The organism is Streptomyces sp. NPDC001093 (assembly GCF_040298985.1).
GTDB lineage: Bacteria > Actinomycetota > Actinomycetes > Streptomycetales > Streptomycetaceae > Streptomyces.
The window spans coordinates 1-16,501 of record NZ_JBEPBF010000178.1; the positions used below are offsets into that span (position 1 = coordinate 1).

14 protein-coding genes and 1 pseudogene are annotated in these 16,501 nt (G+C 72.6%); 10 read left to right on the forward strand and 5 right to left on the reverse strand.

Annotation, left to right across the window (positions count from 1 at the left end; genetic code table 11):
* Positions 1–538: 538 nt before the first annotated feature.
* Positions 539–1,459 carry an SCO6745 family protein gene (locus ABT288_RS45515; RefSeq protein ID WP_351621615.1) on the reverse strand — a complete coding sequence of 307 codons (921 nt, stop codon included), beginning with the start codon at positions 1,457–1,459 and terminating at the stop codon, positions 539–541.
* A gap of 142 nt (positions 1,460–1,601) precedes the next feature.
* Between ABT288_RS45515 and ABT288_RS45520 the strand changes: the two are divergent.
* The 3 genes and pseudogenes from ABT288_RS45520 (at position 1,602) to ABT288_RS45530 (ending at position 4,331) form a co-directional block, all read left to right on the forward strand.
* Positions 1,602–2,500 (forward strand): annotated as a pseudogene (locus tag ABT288_RS45520) (aminoglycoside phosphotransferase family protein).
* A 178-nt stretch (positions 2,501–2,678) separates the two neighbouring features.
* Positions 2,679–3,458: a hypothetical protein gene (locus tag ABT288_RS45525; RefSeq protein ID WP_351621617.1), complete on the forward strand. Its 780-nt coding sequence runs from the start codon at positions 2,679–2,681 to the stop codon at positions 3,456–3,458.
* A 96-nt stretch (positions 3,459–3,554) separates the two neighbouring features.
* Positions 3,555–4,331 (forward strand): class F sortase, encoded by a 777-nt coding sequence (locus tag ABT288_RS45530; RefSeq protein ID WP_351621620.1) that lies wholly within the window; start codon positions 3,555–3,557, stop codon positions 4,329–4,331.
* A 15-nt stretch (positions 4,332–4,346) separates the two neighbouring features.
* On the opposite strand, the gene ABT288_RS45535 is transcribed toward ABT288_RS45530, so the two are convergent.
* Positions 4,347–5,513: a GDSL-type esterase/lipase family protein gene (locus tag ABT288_RS45535; protein ID WP_351621622.1), complete on the reverse strand. Its 1,167-nt coding sequence runs from the start codon at positions 5,511–5,513 to the stop codon at positions 4,347–4,349.
* A 24-nt stretch (positions 5,514–5,537) separates the two neighbouring features.
* Positions 5,538–6,107, reverse strand: coding sequence for a TetR/AcrR family transcriptional regulator (locus ABT288_RS45540; protein WP_351621625.1), 570 nt, complete (start codon positions 6,105–6,107; stop codon positions 5,538–5,540).
* A 253-nt stretch (positions 6,108–6,360) separates the two neighbouring features.
* Here ABT288_RS45540 and ABT288_RS45545 point away from each other — a divergent pair, with 253 nt between their 5' ends.
* Positions 6,361–7,314, forward strand: a complete 954-nt coding sequence (locus ABT288_RS45545; RefSeq protein WP_351621628.1) for a LysR family transcriptional regulator — start codon at positions 6,361–6,363, stop codon at positions 7,312–7,314.
* 148 nt (positions 7,315–7,462) lie between these two features.
* The gene (locus ABT288_RS45550) at positions 7,463–9,424 is read left to right on the forward strand and encodes a collagenase (RefSeq protein ID WP_351621631.1); all 1,962 of its coding nucleotides are present in this window, start codon (positions 7,463–7,465) and stop codon (positions 9,422–9,424) included.
* An 80-nt stretch (positions 9,425–9,504) separates the two neighbouring features.
* Here the strand turns inward: ABT288_RS45550 and ABT288_RS45555 are convergent, their stop codons facing one another.
* A complete protein-coding gene (locus ABT288_RS45555; protein ID WP_351621633.1) occupies positions 9,505–10,950 on the reverse strand; it encodes a glyceraldehyde-3-phosphate dehydrogenase in 1,446 nt (481 codons plus the stop codon).
* 184 nt (positions 10,951–11,134) lie between these two features.
* Between ABT288_RS45555 and ABT288_RS45560 the strand changes: the two genes are divergently transcribed.
* The 4 genes from ABT288_RS45560 (at position 11,135) to ABT288_RS45575 (ending at position 14,934) form a co-directional block, all read left to right on the forward strand.
* A complete protein-coding gene (locus tag ABT288_RS45560) occupies positions 11,135–12,343 on the forward strand; it encodes a putative hexosyltransferase (protein ID WP_351621635.1) in 1,209 nt (402 codons plus the stop codon).
* A 151-nt stretch (positions 12,344–12,494) separates the two neighbouring features.
* Complete coding sequence (locus ABT288_RS45565) at positions 12,495–12,815, forward strand: hypothetical protein (RefSeq protein ID WP_351621637.1); 321 nt, start codon at positions 12,495–12,497, stop codon at positions 12,813–12,815.
* 119 nt (positions 12,816–12,934) lie between these two features.
* The gene (locus tag ABT288_RS45570) at positions 12,935–13,765 is read left to right on the forward strand and encodes a PP2C family protein-serine/threonine phosphatase (RefSeq protein WP_351621640.1); all 831 of its coding nucleotides are present in this window, start codon (positions 12,935–12,937) and stop codon (positions 13,763–13,765) included.
* A gap of 146 nt (positions 13,766–13,911) precedes the next feature.
* Positions 13,912–14,934 carry an MASE1 domain-containing protein gene (locus tag ABT288_RS45575; protein WP_351621643.1) on the forward strand — a complete coding sequence of 341 codons (1,023 nt, stop codon included), beginning with the start codon at positions 13,912–13,914 and terminating at the stop codon, positions 14,932–14,934.
* A gap of 6 nt (positions 14,935–14,940) precedes the next feature.
* Here ABT288_RS45575 and ABT288_RS45580 read toward each other — a convergent pair whose 3' ends face one another.
* Positions 14,941–15,216 (reverse strand): hypothetical protein, encoded by a 276-nt coding sequence (locus ABT288_RS45580; protein WP_351621646.1) that lies wholly within the window; start codon positions 15,214–15,216, stop codon positions 14,941–14,943.
* A 135-nt stretch (positions 15,217–15,351) separates the two neighbouring features.
* Between ABT288_RS45580 and selA the strand changes: the two genes are divergently transcribed.
* Positions 15,352–16,501: L-seryl-tRNA(Sec) selenium transferase (gene selA / locus ABT288_RS45585; RefSeq protein ID WP_351621648.1), on the forward strand; the 1,150-nt coding region annotated here is incomplete at its 3' end.

Below are 16,501 nucleotides of genomic sequence, written 5' to 3' on the forward strand. Positions count from 1 at the left end.
GCGCCCCGCGGTGCGGGCGCGCGTCGCCGGGGGTGGGGCATCGGGCGTGGTTCCCGATGGGTCGGCCGGGGGTGGTGGTCGGCCGGGTGGGGGTGTGGGCTGGGCTGTCGCCGGCGGGCTGGGCCGGGCGGTGGTCAGCGGTCGTCGGGGGATTCCGTGGTGCAGCTCCCGATGGGTCGGCCGGGGTGCGGTTGTGGGCAGGTTGGGTTCTGGGGCCGGGCTGTTGCTGACGGCCTGGCTGGAGCGTGGTCAGCGGTCGTCGGGATGGGACGTCGGGTGTGTTCCCGATGGGTCGGCCGGGGGTGGTGGTCGGCCGGGTGGGGGTGTGGGCTGGGCTGTCGCCGGCGGGCTGAGCCGGGCGGTGGTCAGCGGTCGTCGGGGGATTCCGTGGTGCAGCTCCCGACGGGTCGGCCGGGGTGCGGTCGCCGGTCGGACGGGTTGCGGGACGGGGCGGTGCCGGCCGGTTCGGTGGGAGGTGGTCGGCGGGCGAGCGGGTGCGGTCCTCGGGGCGATCGCCGACGGGCCGCCCGGGGGCCGGTCAGTGGACGGGTGGATACGTTCCCCGGGTCAGACCCACCGGATTGCCCGGCGGCAGCAGGCCCGAGGACTCGACCATGTGGGCCAGGGGATCCAGCAGGCCGGCCAGCCGCGTGGTGCGGTCGGTGCCGAGGGTGGTCCACGGTCGTTCGGCCGCCGCGTCCGTCAGCGCCTCCACCTCCGCGCGCACGGCCGCTCCCGCCGGCGTGAGCGCCCCGCCGGCATCGAGCAGACCCCGCTCGCGCAGGCCTACCCCGGCCGCATCCCAGTCCGCCAGCTCCCACCTGCGCGTCTCCCGCAGGAACGCCCCGTCGGATTCGCCGGCGGCCGCCTTGAGCACCATCGCCTCGACCGGCCCGAGTCCCTGACCCACCAGCACCGCGACATGCGCGTCGCCCCGGTGCTCGCGCAGGGTCGTCAGGCCCTGCCACAGCCGCGCGGTGGGGCGGTCCGGGCGCTCCAGCGCCTGGTTGGCAGCGGCGAGTACGCGGCCCGCGGTGTCCGCCACCGCAGCCGCTTCCCAGGCGAGGTCGGCGGCCTCGGCGAACTCGGCCGAGCCGACGGTGTCCGGCCCGAACAGGCCGGTCATGGCCGCGTCGAGAGCGTCGTGGCGGGCCGCCAGCACATCGGCGGGAGCCGCGTACGTCCAGGCGTCCGGCAGGGCCCGGGCCACCCGGGCGGGGTGGAAGACGTAGAAGCAGCTCGTCACGACGGACGGCGGGACCGCGCCGAGCGGTGCGGCGCGCAGCGCGAAGTACCCCATCCAGAAGCCGCGCATCCCGAGCGCGTCCGCCGTGCGGCGTACCTCGGGCGCGAAGTACACGAGGTCGTGCACCGGTTCGTACCGCTCCCACAGGGCCCGCGCCATCGCGTCCGCCACCGCTTCCTCCCACCGCTGCGACCTGTCGCGTGCTGTCGGCACCAGACTGCGTTATGACGGCAGTCATAACAAGGGGTGGCGGCCGGATTTCCCGCCCGCCGCCGACGGGCAGCCGTGTGGCCTCGGTGAAGCACCGGACTCGGGTGACCGGCTAGTTTGCGAGGACTCCCGCCGGAAGGACGCCATGGACATCGACGACTCCCTCGTCCGCTCGCTGCTGCGTGCACAGCACCCGGATCTCGCCGGCCTGGAGGTGCGTGGGGTGCCGGGCGGCTGGGACAACCAACTGTGGCGGGTGGGAGGCGAGTTGGCGGTACGGCTGCCGCGCACGCCCCGCGCCCCGGACCTTCTGCGCAAGGAGCAGCGGTGGCTGCCCGTGCTCGCCCCACGGCTGCCCCTGCCGGTACCGGTACCGGTGCGCACCGGTGCGCCCTCGGCCGCCTTCCCGCGCCCGTGGGCCGTCGTGACCTGGGTCCCGGGAGAACCCGGCGACAGGGCGGTCCTCACGCGCGGCGACGATGCCGCCGTCCGGCTCGCCGCCTTCCTCGCGGCGCTGCACCGGGCCGCGCCCGCCGGGGCACCGGTCAACGATGTGCGCGGAGGACTGCTCTCCGGCCGTGCGGCCGAGTTCGAGGAGCGGCTCGGGGCCGTCGCGGACCTGCTGACCGACGCGGAGCTGTCCGACGTGTGCTCCATCTGGCAGCAGGCACTCGCGGCGCCCGAGTGGACCGGAGCACCGGTCTGGCTGCACGGCGATCTCCACCCGGCCAATGTCGTCGCGCGGACGGCAGCCTCGCCGGTGTGCTCGATTTCGGGGACGTCTGTGCGGGTGATCCGGCGACCGATCTCTCGGCCGTGTGGCTGCTGTTGCCGTCGGGGGCGGTTCCGTGGTTCTTCCGGTCGTACGGGACGGCTGACGAGGCGACGCTTCGCCGCGCCCGGGGCTGGGCCGTGCTGCGGGCCCTGTCACTGCTGGGGATCGGCAGGGCCTACGAGCGGGGTCTGCCCGGCGGGCAGCCGGGGTGGGCGAGGGCGGGGCGTGCGGCGCTCGAGCGTCTGGGGGCGGCGCGACGCGCCGGGTGATTCGCCCGGACGGGGCGCCGCGTGGCGTAATCGCTGGGGCAGACGGGTGGCGCGGTGACCCGGCTGGGTGGCTCGGATGGTGGGAGGTTGCGCACTCCCTGACGGTGGTTCATGTCGAGGCCGGGTCTGTCCAGCTGATGAGGGATCCGCTGCCCGGCCACGGCGGAAGGACATCGCTATGCGTTCTGCCCGCATGCTTTTGGCCACGGCGGCCGCCACAGCCGCACTGACATTCGGCGCGCCCAGTGCCGCCTTCGCCGCTTCCGCGGGTGACGACGGAGGCCGCGACGACTCCGCCTACAGCCAGGACCACGACCAGGGGTCCGACGAGGACCACGGCGGAAACAACGACCAGGGCCGCGACAACGACCAGGGCCGCGACGACGACTCGGGTCGCGGTCACGACAATGATCACGGCGACAACCACGGCAAGGGCCGCGGACACGAGGGGCCGCGCGGCGGAGTCCACACGGGTGGCGGAGCGCTGTCCGCGGTGCGGGGTGAGGGCGGCGGCGACCGGGGCGACGACGAGGGTCACGGCCGGGACCAGGACCAGGGCCGCGATGAGGGCCATGGCCGGGGCGACGATCACGGCGGCTGGGGCGACCGCGACCAGGGCCGGGGCGGCCACGAAAAGGGCCGCGGACACGAGGGGCCGCACGGCGGTGTGCACACCGGTGGCGGTGCGCTCGCCACGCTGCGCCATGACGACTGGGGCTCGGGTGGCGACGACAACGGCCGGGACGAGGGCCGGGACGGCGGCCGGGACGAGGGCCGGGACGGCGGCCGGGACGAGGGCCGGGACGGCGGCCACGAGAGGCCGCGCGGTGGCATGCACACCGGCGGCGGCGCGCTCGCCACTCCGGGTGTCACTGCGGGCGGCCTGGCCGTGCTGGCCGTAGGCGCCGGCGGCATGTACATGCTGCGGCGCAAGAAGGCCGGCCAGCCGGCGTCCTGACCGAACGACCCCATCGAGAGGCTGCGGCCGCCGCCGACGCGCCCACCGTGTCGGCGGCCCGCACCCGCTGGCTTTCCCCTAGTGAGGTGGTGTCCGATGGCAGCAGATCCCTCCTCCCCGACCTCCGCGGAGCCGCAGGCGGACGGGCGGAGTTCCAGCCGTGGCGGGCGGCTGACGCTGTGGGGCGTGGCGATCGTCCTCGTCGCCGTCAGCGTGTTCGGCGGCCACCGCACCTCGGACGGCTCCCCGCCGGCGTCGCGTGCCGCGGGCGCGAGCGCCGCCACCCAGACCGACCCGCAGCAGACCGACCCGCGGCAGACCGACCCGCAGCAGGTGGATCCACGGCAGACCGATCCGCAGAAGGCCGACCCGCAGCAGGCCGATCCGCAGAAGACCGAACCGGAACAGGCCGACACGGAGCTGCCCAGGTCCGCACCGACCCGTCTGCTCATCCCGAAGATCTCCGTGGACGCCCCCTTCACCACCCTGTCCATCGGCTCCTCGGGACAGCTCCAGCCCCCGCCGGCGGGCGACACCAATCTCGTCGGCTGGTACGCCAAGGGCGTCTCGCCGGGTGAGAAGGGCACCGCGATCATCGCCGGACACGTCGACACGACCACCTCCCCGGCCGTCTTCGCCAACCTCGGCGAACTGCGCCGCGGCGACCGTTTCACCGTGGAGCGCGCCGACGGACGCGACGCCGCATTCGTCGTGGACGACGCCGAGACCTTCGCCAAGGACGACTTCCCCAGCAAGCGCGTCTACGCCGATGCCCAGCGCCCCGAGGTCCGGCTGATCACCTGCGCGGGGGACTACGACCACGATGCGAAGGACTACAAGGACAACCTCGTGGTCTTCGCCCACCTGGTGTGAGCCGGCCCGTACGGGTCAGGCGGCGCCGTCCCCGAAGGGGCCACCGGGCGCGAACGCCAGCGCCGCGAACCGTTCGCCGATCCGGCGGTGCGCGGCGGCGTCCGGGTGCAGGTCGTCGGGCAGCGGCAGCTCGCCGAAGTCGGCCTCGCCGTACAGCTCCCGGCCGTCGAGGTAGTGCAGCCGGGGGTCCTGCGCCGACCGCTCGCGCACGATCCGGGCCAGTTCCTCCCGGATGACTCCCAGGGTGAGTTTCCCGCTCGCCTTCTCCGCAGGGTCCCCGGCGGCCCGGAACCGCAGTCGGCCCTCGCTCAGCGCGGAGAAGTCCGGGAGACTGGGGCCCGGCGTGTCCTCATGGATGGGGCACAGGATCGGCGAGACGACGAGCAACGGCGTGTCGGGGTGCCCGTCACGGATGGTGTCGAGGAAGCCATGGACGGCGGGACCGAACGCGCGCAGCCGCATCAGATCGGTGTTGACCACGTTGATGCCGAGCTTGACGCTGATCAGGTCGGCCGGCGTGTCGCGCAGTGCGCGAGCGGTGAAGGGGTCGAGCAGGGCGCTGCCGCCCAGCCCCAGATTGATCAGCTCCGTCCCGCCGCGGGACGCGGCGAGCGCCGGCCAGGTGGTGCTCGGGCTCGCGGCGTCCGAGCCGTGGCTGATGGAACTGCCGTGGTGCAGCCACACCTTGCGGCCCTGGTGCGGTACGGCTTCCACGGGCGCGTCGGTGCGCAGGGCGACGAGTTCGGTCGTCTCGTTGTGCGGCAGCCAGATCTCCACGACCTTGACGGTGCCGGGCAGTCCGGAGAAGCGCACGGTGCCGACCGGGCCCGGCCGGTGCTCGGCCGTACCGGTGGTCACGTCGATGGTGAGCGTGTTGCCGCCGGCGACCCGGCCACTGCCGGCCGCACGCCCGTCGACGAGCAGGTCGTACACGCCGTCCGGGCGCGGCGGTGCGCCGGCGTAGACCCGTTTGGTGGGCAGGGTGTCCAGCTCGACGGTGGTCGCGCGGGTGCGGAAGACCAGCCGTACACCGGAGGGCTGGGACTCCGCCATGGCCAGCTGAGGATCGGCGCACTGCGTGCGGGCGCGGGCCGGCAGCCGGTGCGGCAGCAGTCCGTGGGCGGTGCGTTCCAGATCGAGGGCGCCGCGCACGAGGTCGGGGGTGAGCGGGGTGGTGTGCATGGTGTCGGCCTGCGTTTCGATGGGTCAGGGGGTGGGCCAGTTGCGCAGCAGGGAATCGAGAGCGTCGAGGATCCGGGTCCAGGACTCCTGCGAGCCGGGGGCACTGTGGCTGAATCCGCCGGCCGTCTCCAGGCTGACGTAGCCGTGGAAGACGCTGCCGAGGAGGCGGACGGCATGGGTCTGGTCGGGCTCGGCGAGGTCGTAGCCGCGCAGGATCGCCCGGGTCATCTGCGCGTGCCGGCCGCCCGCGCTCGCGGCCGCCGCCTCGGGGTCCAGCGGGTGGCGGGTCGCCGCATAGCGGCCGGGGTGTGCGCGGGCGTAGTCGCGGTACACGTCGGCGAACGCGACGAGGGCGTCCTTGCCGGCCCGGCCGGCGAGCGCGTCGGCGGCGCGGTCGGCCAGCTCCTCCAGGGCGAGGAGCGCGATCCGCGTCTTCAGATCCTGGGAGTTCTTCAGGTGCGAGTACAGACTCGCGACCTTCACGTCGAACCGCCGGGCCAGCGCCGACACGGTCACCTGGTCGAAGCCGACCTCGTCGGCGAGTTCCGCGCCCGCACGGACGAGTCGATCGGTGGTCAGCCCTGCGCGTGCCATGACGTTTCTCCCCTCTGCCATAAGCGATTATGAAACTTCCTAAAGCTTTTAGGCAAATGGAAAGGGGTCGCGCCCCGCTCGTGCTCGGCAGCGGCGTGCCCGTGAGGTCGGCTGACCTGCGACTTGTGCCTTGGCGCGGCTGAGTGCGACGCTTCGGTCCGCCGGTCGCGACCACGGCCGGCGGTGGCGGTGAGCACGGGTCTCACCGGGAGGGGCGGACGTGTCTTCCGGGACGGAAACGGGGAGTGGAGCGATGGAGCTGGAGCTGCGGCACCTGCGGGTGCTGTGCGCGATCGCCGACGCGGGAAGTGTGGGGCGCGCCGCGGCACAGCTCGGCTACTCGCAGCCCGCCGTGAGCACCCAGCTGCGGCGCATCGAGCGCCACCTCGGCGAGCCGCTCTTCGAGCGCGGCACGAGCGGAGTGCGGCCCACCCGCTACGGCGCCGAGGTCGTCGCCCAGGCCCGTGACGTGCTGACCCGCGCCGACGCCATCGGCCACCGCCCGGCCGCCGGGCGAGCAAGCCGTACCCTGCGCGTGGCGGCGACCAACTCGCCCATGCTGTCCGGCACGGTCTCCCGCGTCCGCACCCGGCTGCCGGAGCTGTCCCTCGCCGTCACCAGCGTCTACGCCTCCTCGCGGATCGTGGAGCTGCTGGAGGAGGGCGCGGTGGACGCGGCCATCGCCGCCGACTATCCGGGCATGGAGCTGCGCCACTCGGGCGCGGTGAGGCACCGCGGGATCGTCACCGAGCCGACGTTCGTGGCCCTGCCCGCCCGCCACCGCCTGCGGCAGTGCGCCCAGGTGCAGCTCGCCGACCTGGCCGAGGACGCGTGGTTCGTGACGCCGGACGACGGCGCCGGGTGGCCCGGGGTGTTCTACGACGCCTGTGCGGCGGCCGGGTTCACGCCGGTCACCGTGCACGAGTTCCTCGGCGACCAGACCCAGTTGCAGAGCATGATCGCCGACGGCCTCGGGGTGTCCCTCGTACAGCCGACGCTGCGGCCGATCCCGCACGTCGTGGTCAAGCCGTTGGCCGGTTCCCCGCTGTGGTGCCGTTATGTGCTGGCATGGCGGCCCGACACCGTCACCGGCGAGGCCGTGGAGGCACTGTCCCAGTCCGCCACCGCCGCCTACCGCGACCTCGTCGCCCAGGCACCCCACCTGCGCGCCTGGGCCTCGCGCACCTGGAGCGTCACGGGGGCGTAGCGGCAAGTCAAAGGCACACCGCGATGTTATGCGCGGGCAGTGGCATGTGCTATGTCACACGGCATTGTTGGGGTGGGTGGCCCGCTGAGACAGTGCCTCACACGCCTCAACTCCCCACAGAGGCGCATCCCTTCGTGGAGGAATCCAGATGCGCTATCGCTTCGCGCTGCCCAGACGCATGCCCGGCCACAGCCGCCCCCGTACGGCCGCACGCATGGCCGGTGCCGCGGTCGTCTGTGTCACCGTGGCAGGCCTGCTGTCCACCCCGGCGCTGGCGGCACCACAGCAGCCCCACACGCGCGCTGCCACCGCGCCCCGGCAGCACGTGTCCCAGCCGTCGCCGATCGGTGCGACCACCCCCGTCACCGAGCGTCCCGCGAGCCAGGCCCGGCGGCTCAGCCCGGACCGGCTCCCGCCCCTGCAGCCCCTCTCGGCCCAGCCGGCCCGAAGGGCGGCCAAGGCGGACTCCTGCACGCCGGGCGACTTCGGCAGCCGTAGCGGCTCCGCTCTCGTGTCCTTCGTGAAGGCCTCGTCCACGGACTGCGTCAACACCCTCTTCTCGGTGACCGGTACGGACGCGCACGACGTCTTCCGCCAGGCCCAGATGCTCAGCGTCGCGGCCGCCTGGACCCGCACCGCCAAGCTGTACCGCGGCGACAACTCCGGCGGCCTGGAACAGCTGGTCCTCTTCCTGCGGGCCGGCTACTACGTGCAGTTCAACCACTCCGCGGACGTCGGCCCGTACACCGCCCGCCTGACCACGGCCGTCACGGCCGGCCTGGACGCCTTCTTCGCCCGGCCGCACGCGCGTGATGTGACCGCGGTCAACGGCGACATCCTCGGCGAGACCGTCATCCTCACCGACAGCGCCGACCAGCAGGGCCGCTATCTGTCCGTCTACCAGCGGCTGCTGAACGACTACGACAGCACCTACGACTCCGTGGACAGCATGATCAGGGCCGTCAACGACGTCTACACACCGCTGTGGCGCGGCAACTGGAACCCCGACTACGTCAAGTCCGTCGAGGCCGACCCCGGCATCATCGACACCCTGCACGACTTCGCACTCGCCAACACCGACCTGCTCGGCACCGACCGGGCGTTCCTGGACTCCAACGCCGGGATGAACCTTGCCCGTTACGTCGAGCACCCCGAACTTCAGGAAACCGTCCGCCCGTTGGCCAAGGACCTGCTCGACGAGACCGCGATGACCGGCCCCACGGCCGGGCTCTGGGTCGCCGTGGCCACCCAGGCGAACGCCTACGACAGCACCGGCTGCGCCTACTACGACGTCTGCGACCTGCCCGCCAAGCTGACCAAGGCCGTCCTGCCGGTCAGCCGCCAGTGCGACACGAACGTCACCGTCCTCGCCCAGTCGCTGACCGCCGCCGACCTCGACGCGGCCTGCGCCAGCGTCCTGGGCCAGAGCGCCTACTTCCGCGGCGTGGTGAAGGCCGACGGAGCGATACCCGGCCAGTACGTGTCGACCATCCAGCTCGTGGTCTTCGCCAGCCGATCCGACTACCAGACCTACGCCGGCCCGATCTACGGCATCAGCACCGACAACGGCGGCATGACCCTCGACGGCGACCCGTCCGCCCCGGCCAACCACGTCACGTCGATCATGTACCAGAAGCCCACGGACGACGGTTTCACGGCGCGGATCTGGAACCTCAACCACGAGTACACGCACTTCCTCGACGGCCGCGACGACATGAAGGGCGCCTTCGACCAGCAGATCTCGGTGCCGGACATCTGGTGGATCGAGGGCCTGGCCGAGTACGTGTCCTACAGCTACCGCGGCCTCGCCGACGACCAGGCGATCCAGGAGGCCGCCAAGCACACGTACAAGCTGAGCACCCTGTTCGAGAGCACCTACGACAACAGCGACGTGATCCGCACCTACCCGTGGGGCTACCTCGCCGTGCGCTACATGGCCGAGAACCACCCCGACGACCTCCAGCGCATGCTCGCCCGCTTCCGCGTCGGTGACTACGCCGGCGGATACGCCGCCTACCACGACGGCATCGGCACCCGCTACGACGCCGACTTCGACCAGTGGCTGAGTGCGTGTGCCGCGGGCGCCTGCGCCAAGCCCGTCAAGGCCTGACCGCACGCGCCCCAGCAGGACGGCCGCCGACCGGGAACCCGGGTCGGCGGCCGTACGCGTATCGGCGAAGGGACGAGGGATCAGACCGCCGTCGCCGGGTACGTCGGGTACTCGACGCCCGACACGTGCTGGACGACCCGGACCACCTGGCAGGAGTAGCCGAACTCGTTGTCGTACCAGAGGTAGAGGATCGCGTTGTCGCCGTCGACCTTCAGGGCGCCTGCGTCCACGATCGAGGCGTGGCGCGAGCCGATGAAGTCGCTGGAGACCGCGTCGGGCGCCGTGATGAAGTCGATCTGGCGCTTGAGCGGCGAGGTCAGCGACACCTCGCGCAGGTAGTCGTGGACCTCCTCGCGGGTGGTCTCGCGGGCCAGCTGCAAGTTGAGGATTGCGATAGAAACGTCCGGCACCGGAACGCGGATCGAGCTGCCGCTGATCTTCGCCTTGAGGTCCGGCAGCGCCTTGGCCACGGCGGAGGCGGCACCGGTCTCGGTGATCACCATGTTGAGCGGCGCGGAGCGGCCACGGCGCTCGGACTTGTGGTAGTTGTCCAGCAGGTTCTGGTCGTTGGTGAACGAGTGGACGGTCTCCACGTGGCCGCGCAGCACACCGTACTCGTCGTCCATCGCCTTCAGCGGCGGGACGATCGCGTTGGTGGTGCAGGAGGCGCAGGACAGGATCTGCTCGTCCGGCTTGACGGTGTCGTGGTTGACGCCGTGCACGATGTTCGGGACGTCGCCCTTGCCCGGCGCGGTCAGCACGACCTTCTCGATGCCGGGGCGCAGGTGCTTGGACAGGCCCTCGCGGTCGCGCCACTTGCCGGTGTTGTCGATGAGGATGGCGTCCCGGATGCCGTACTCGGTGTAGTCCACGTGCGACGGATCGTCGGCGTAGATCACCTTGATCTCGTTGCCGTTGGCGACGATCGTGCTGCTGTCCTCGTCGACCGTGATCGTGCCCTGGAACTGGCCGTGGATGGAGTCGCGGCGCAGCAGCGAGGCGCGCTTGACGATGTCCTGGGCGCCGCCGCCACGCACCACGATGGCGCGCAGACGCAGGCCGTTGCCGGAGCCGGCCTTCTCGATCAGCAGACGGGCCACGAGCCGGCCGATGCGGCCGAAGCCGTACAGGACGACGTCACGCGGCTCACGGCGCTCGATCTTGTTGCCACCCGTGGCACCGGCGACGGCCTCGGCGGTGAACTCCGCCACGCTCAGCCCACGCTCGTCGGCCTTGTACCTCGTGGCGAGCATGCCGAGGTCGATCTGGGAGGGTCCGAGGTCGAGGGTGGTCAGGGCCTCGAGGAACGGCATGGTCTCGGTGACCGACAGCTCCGCGCCGGCGATCTGGCGGGCGAAGCGGTGCGTCTTGAGGATGCTGACCACCGACTTGTTCACCAAGGAGCGGCTGTGCAGCAGGACGGTCACGTCCCGCTCGCGGTGCAGCTTCCCGATGAGCGGGATCATCGACTCCGCGATCTCCTCGCGGATCTTCCAGTTGGTGAACGAGTCGTCGTTGACAGTCACGGATCCATCTTTCGAGCTAGGGAGCGCTCATATGCTAACCGCACCTCTCAGCCGCTCCTTCCGGGGGTGGCGGGGTAAGGGATTTGCACTGTTTCCTTGACCGATTCCTGAATCAGGGTGGAAGTCCGTAAGAAACCCGAGTCGCGGATTGCCCGTCTTACCTGGCGTGCCCAAGGTCAAGAGAGTGAGCACCTCCTCAGTACCGCGGCCCGAGTCGGCCGCCCCGTCCCGACCCCTTCGCCCCCCGACGCTCCCCTGGATCGCCCGGCGCGGGATCCCCGAGGGGGCGCTCCCGGCCCTCGCCCTGTTCGCGGCCGTACGGCTCGCCGGGATCCTCTTGGTGATCCTCACGAACGCCGTGAGAGGACATCCCCTCGTCAAGAGCCTCGCCCACTCCTGGGACTCCCGCTGGTATCTGCACATCGCCGCCCAGGGCTACGGCCACAAGATCTGGATCACCCCGGAGGGCGCCGTCCAGAGCGACTGGGCGTTCTTCCCGCTGTACCCGGGGCTGATCAGGGCGCTGACCACGGTCCTGCCGGTCACCCCCGGCCAGGCCGCGCTGCTCATCTCCTGGATCGCCGCCGGCGTGGCGGCGTACGGCGTGTACGCCATCGGCCACCACCTCTACGGCCGCGGGGTCGCCACCGCGCTGGTCGCCCTGTGGGCCGCGATGCCGCACTCCGTCGAACTGACCATCGCCTACACCGAGTCGCTGTTCGCGGCCCTCGCCGTCTGGTCCCTGTACTGCGTGCTCAAGGGCCGCTGGCTGTGGGCCGGTGCACTGGCCGCGCTGGCGGGCCTGTCCCGGCCGAGCGGTTTCGCGGTCGCGGGGGCCGTCTGCATCGCGGCCGCGTACGAGGTCGTGCGGCAGCGCGGCCGGGCCCCGGCGAGCGTGTGGGCCGGTGCCGTGCTGGCCCCGCTGGGCTGGCTCGGCTACGTGCTCTGGGTGGGCAGCCAGACGGGAGACCTGCTCGGCGGCTACTTCAAGGTGCAGAGCGCCTGGGACTCCCGCTTCGACTTCGGTCTCGGCTCGGCACGCTTCACGAAGGCCCTGCTGCTGCACGGGGGCGGTGCCGTCTATCCGGCGGCCCTGGTGATCGTCGCGGCGGGCGTGCTGCTGTTCGCGCTGCTGTGCCTGGAACGCGCCCCTCTCGCCCTCGTGGTCTTCGCCGGGATCCTGGTCCTGCTCGTGGTCGGCGGCTCCGGTTCCTTCTCCTCCAAGCCGCGCTTCCTGCTGCCCGCCTTCCCGCTCCTGATCCCCATGGCCCGGGCACTGACCCGCACCTGGCGGGTCCGCCCGGCCCACGCCGTGGTCGTCTACGGCGGCCTCACCGCCATGTCCCTGCTGTTCGGCGCCTTCGTGACGGTGGTGGCCCACTCCCCACTGTGATCCACCACCAGCTCGGCCCCGCCCCGACCGTTGCGTGACGCCGAGCCCACCGCCCCTCACGGCGCCGCCCGGGAACGGACCCGGGCGGCGCCGCACTGTGCGAAGGTCCTGAATCGGGGTAGGCGGGGGGACGCCCGAGGAAAGGACCATCATGACGACCTACGTGATCACCGTCCCCGGCACCTTCACCGCGGACATCGGGACGGACACCCGGACGCGCCTGGCCAGGGCGCTCAGGCCCGCCGATCCGCACGGCACCCGGATGGGCAGCGCCGAGGGCCTGGACGTGCTCAGCGTCAACGAGGACAACACCTTCACCCTCCGGCTGACCGTCGAGGCGGACACCGGCCCGCACGCCGAGCAGGAGGCGCGCCGGCTCGCGGGCTCCGCCCTCGAGGACGCGGGACTGGACGAGCGGAGCGCACCGCTGGGGCCCGCTGTGGTCACCGGGATCGACTCCGAGGTGCGCTGACCCGCGGCCGGTCCACGGACGCCCACGGGGCGAGATCATCCGGTATAGGTAAAATCTAGGCGTTTGCCGAAAATTCAGGCGACTGGTCGTCACGACCGCCGCCCCGCCGGAAGTGATCCATGCCCCGCAAGCGCTCCACGGACGAAGGCGACGAGCTGCTGGCCAGACTCGGCTCGCTCACCGCCCAGGCACGGGAGCGCGCGGAGCTGCAGCGCACCCAGGTAGAACTGGCCATCGCCCTGCAGCGCGGCATGCTGCCCCGTGACCTGCCCACCGCACCGGGCCTGCACCTCGCCGTCCGCTACACGCCGGCCAACCTCGGCCTGAACGTGGGCGGCGACTGGTACGACGCGTTCGCCCTGCCCGACGGGCGGATCGGGCTGGCCATCGGCGACGTCCAGGGACACAACATCGAGGCCGCCGCGTTCATGGGCCAGGTCCGCGCCGGGCTCCGCGCCCTCGCCTCCGTGACCGGCGAGCCGGGCGAACTCCTGGCCCGCACCAACGAGCTGCTGCTGGCCCTGAGCACCGAACTGTTCGCCACCTGCATCTTCATGCGCCTCGACCCGGCCACCGGCGTGCTGGAGAGCGCCCGGGCCGGCCACATCCCGTTCGTGTGGGCCACGGCGGACGGCAAGTCCGGCGTCGTCGACGACGAGGGCGGGCCGCCGCTCGGCATCGACAGGGGCATGGAGTTCCCGGTGAGCCGGCACCGGCTCACCACGGGCGGCCTGTTCGTGCTGCTCACCGACGGCGTGGTGGAGGGACCCTCGCTGAACATCGAGGACGGCCTCGAGCAGGTGGTCCGCCTCGCCGGCGTCGCGGCCCTGGCCGGCCTGGAGGCTCACGCCCTGGCCGCCGCCGTGATCAAGGGCGCCGAGAGCGTCGGCCACGAGGACGACGCGGCCGTGCTCGTCGTGGGCCTGGACGGCCCCGGAAACCACCTGTGACCGGCGCGGCCGGCCACGGGCCGGACGCGGATCCGGCGCCCACCGGCCCGGACGGTCACGCGAAGCCCCGCGTCATTCAGCCAGAGGGCCGGACCGCACCGACTCTCGCCTCGCCGAGCCGGAGCCATCGGTGTGAGATTGCTGCTGTGGTGGGTATCGACGATCTGCGCCGACCGGGCGGCTACGCCGTTCAGGTGGTGGCCGTCGCGGCCGGCTACTACGGCGCGGCCCGGCTCGGACTCCTGCGCGAACTCACCGTCGAGGGCGCCGTCGTCACCCCCATCTGGCCGCCGACCGGCGTCGCCGTCGCCGCGCTGCTCATTTTCGGCCTGGGCTGCTGGCCCGGCATCACGATCGGTGCGTTCTTCGCCGTGATGTCCGTGACCACCTTCCGCATCGACGTGCTCGGCACCCTCGCCGGGCAGACCCTCGCGCCGGTGTGCGCGGCACTCCTGCTGCGCCGGGCCCGCTTCCACACCGATCTCGGCCGGTTGCGGGACGGCGTGGCCCTGGTGTTCCTGGGCGCGCTGACCGCCATGCTGATCAGCGCGAGCGTCGGCATCGGCCTCCTCGTCCTCATGGGCAAGCTGGACGTGCACAACTTCTGGCCCGTGTGGCTGGCCTGGTGGGTGGGCGACGCCATGGGAGTGCTGCTCGTCACCCCGCTGCTGCTGTTGCTGCACCGGGCGCGCCGACCGCCGCCCGTGGCCCGCTGGAAGGAGGCGACCGCGCTGGCCGTCGTCGCCTGCGGTCTCGTACCGGTGGCCGTCTACAGCTCGATCAGTGCGCTCTTCCTCGTCTACCCGCTCCTCATCTGGGCCGCCCTGCGTTTCCAGCTCGTGGGCAGTGTGCTGTGCGCGCTGCTGACGTCCGTACTGGCCGCGGTCGCCGCGACGGACGGTGCCGGGGCCTTCACCGGGCTGGGCCGGATCGAGATCATGGCGAAGCTGCAGGCGTTCAACGGCACGATGGCCCTGACGGCGCTTCTGCTGTCCGCCCTGATCACCGAGCAGCGCAACACCCGGCGCTCGGTGGAGAAGGCCTGCCAGGAACTGGTCGAGGTCCTGGGACACCTCACCGCGGGCGAAGCACCGCCGCCGCGGGCACAGCCGGACGGCGAGGGCGCCGACGGTGAGTCCGGCACACCCAGGCCCGCCGGACCGCCATGACGGTCCTCACCGGCCGGACCGGTTCACCGGCCCCTCGTCGTCACTGCCCGGCTCCGCGGAGCCCTTGCGCGACCTGACGTCCCGGGGGGTGGGCGTCGGCGGGTGCGCGGCACCGGTGGCACCGGGCCGGGTACGGGTAGTCGAACGGCTCGGCGGAGGCACGCGCTCCGCCTCGCGCTGCCGGCGTGCGGCCCGCTCGGCGGCCGTCGCGCCCTCACCCGGCCGGCCGCGGTCCTCGCCGTGTGAACGGCTGTTGTCGTGCATGCGGTCCTTGTCCTTCATGCGGGGCCGAGTACCTGGGCGGTGGCGGGCGCCAACACCCTCCCGGCGTGTCGAACGGCCGGTCGGGGGCACTGGGGGACGGACGATGGGCGATGCCCGGACGGGCCCGGGCCGGACCGGAGGGACAGGCGCGGCATGGAGCAGCGGACGGCGAGCGCGGCGGACCAGCGGACCGGGGCGGCCCGGCCGCGCTCCGCTGACGTGAAACGGCGCGACGGGACATCCGAACCGTGCGACGGGACGTCCGAACAGCCGGCGGACCACGCCGTAGGGCCGCCCGACGGCACCGATGCCCGCCGCCGCATCCCGCGCACCGACCTCCTGCTGCGCGATCCCCGGCTGTCGGCGGCGCTGGAGCGGCTCGGTGCCGGTGTGGTGAAGGCCGCCGTACGCGAGGCGCAGGAACGGGCGCGGGAGGGCGGCATCCCGCCCGAGCAGGTGCCCGCGACGGCCCTCGCCCTGCTGCCCGCCACTGCGAGCGGCCTGCGCCCCGTGATCAACGCCACCGGGGTGCTGCTGCACACCAACCTCGGCCGGGCTCCGCTGTCGGCCGCCGCCCGGCAGTCCGTCCAGGAGGCCGCCGGACCCACGGACGTCGAACTGGATCTGCCGACCGGGGTACGCGCCCGCCGCGGCCGCTCCGCCCTGGCCGCCCTGCACACGCGCGTGCCGTCCGCCGGGGCCGCGCACGTCGTCAACAACGGCGCCGCCGCGCTCGTGCTCGCCGCCACCGCCCTCGCGGCCGGCAAGGAGATCGTCGTCAGCCGGGGCGAGATGGTGGAGATCGGCGACGGCTTCCGCCTGCCCGACCTACTCGTCTCGACCGGCGCCCGGCTCCGTGAGGTCGGCACGACCAACCGCACGACCGCGGCCGACTACGCCGCCGCGCTCGGCCCGGAAACCGGCTTCGTGCTCAAGGTGCATCCGTCCAACTTCCGCGTCACCGGCTTCACACGGTCCGCCGGGACCGCGGAACTCACCGGTCTCGGCGTCCCGGTCGTCGTCGACATCGGCTCCGGACTGCTCGCCCCGCATCCGGCGCTGCCCGAGGAACCCGACGCCGGCACCGAACTCCGCGCGGGCGCCGCCCTCGTCACCGCGAGCGGCGACAAGCTCCTCGGCGGCCCCCAGTGCGGGCTGCTGCTGGGCGCGGAGGACCTGGTCCGCACCCTCGCCCGGCACCCACTGGCCCGCGCCCTGCGCGTCGACAAGCTGACCCTGGCGGCCCTGGAGGCCACCCTCACCGGCCCGCCCACCCCGACCGCCCTCGCCATCACCGCCGACC